The sequence below is a fragment of the Sphaerisporangium aureirubrum genome (genome assembly GCF_042658925.1).
GTDB classification, from domain to species: domain Bacteria; phylum Actinomycetota; class Actinomycetes; order Streptosporangiales; family Streptosporangiaceae; genus Sphaerisporangium; species Sphaerisporangium aureirubrum.
This window is the reverse complement of record NZ_JBHSRF010000238.1, coordinates 1-509: the sequence shown is the minus strand read 5'-3', so window position 1 is coordinate 509 and position 509 is coordinate 1. Positions and strand designations below refer to the sequence as shown.

General features: G+C 73.1%; 1 protein-coding gene. It reads left to right on the top strand.

The window, feature by feature from the left end:
- Positions 1-509 (top strand): radical SAM protein (locus tag ACFP1K_RS41325; RefSeq protein WP_380764098.1); only part of this gene is annotated, 509 nt, incomplete at both ends.

Sequence of the window (509 nt, the reverse complement as noted above, 5' to 3'; positions counted from 1 at the left end):
GACCTGCACACCGCCATCGACACGGTCGGCCGCAGCGAGGAGAAGCGCAGCGACTTCGACACGGTCTACGGCGACTGGGAGGAGCTGCGGGCGCAGGTGCCGACCGCGCGCGCACCGGAGCACCTCGACGCCGACGTGCGCGCCGCGCTGGACCGCGCCGAGGCGGACCCCGCCAGCCTGCTGGAGCACGAGCACGCCGATGCGGCCATGGCCCTGATGACCTGCGACGGACCGGCGCTCGACGCGCTGGCGGGCATCGCCGACCGGTTGCGCGCGGACACGGCCGGCGAGGACGTGAACTACGTGGTCAACCGCAACATCAACTTCTCGAACATCTGCTACGTGGGCTGCCGGTTCTGCGCCTTCGCGCAGCGGGAACGCGACGCCGACGGATACCGCCTCTCGCCCGAGGACGTGGCCGACCGCGCGGAGGAGGCCTGGCGGCTCGGGGCGACCGAGGTGTGCATGCAGGGCGGCATCGACCCGCGGCTGCCGGTGAGCGCCTACGC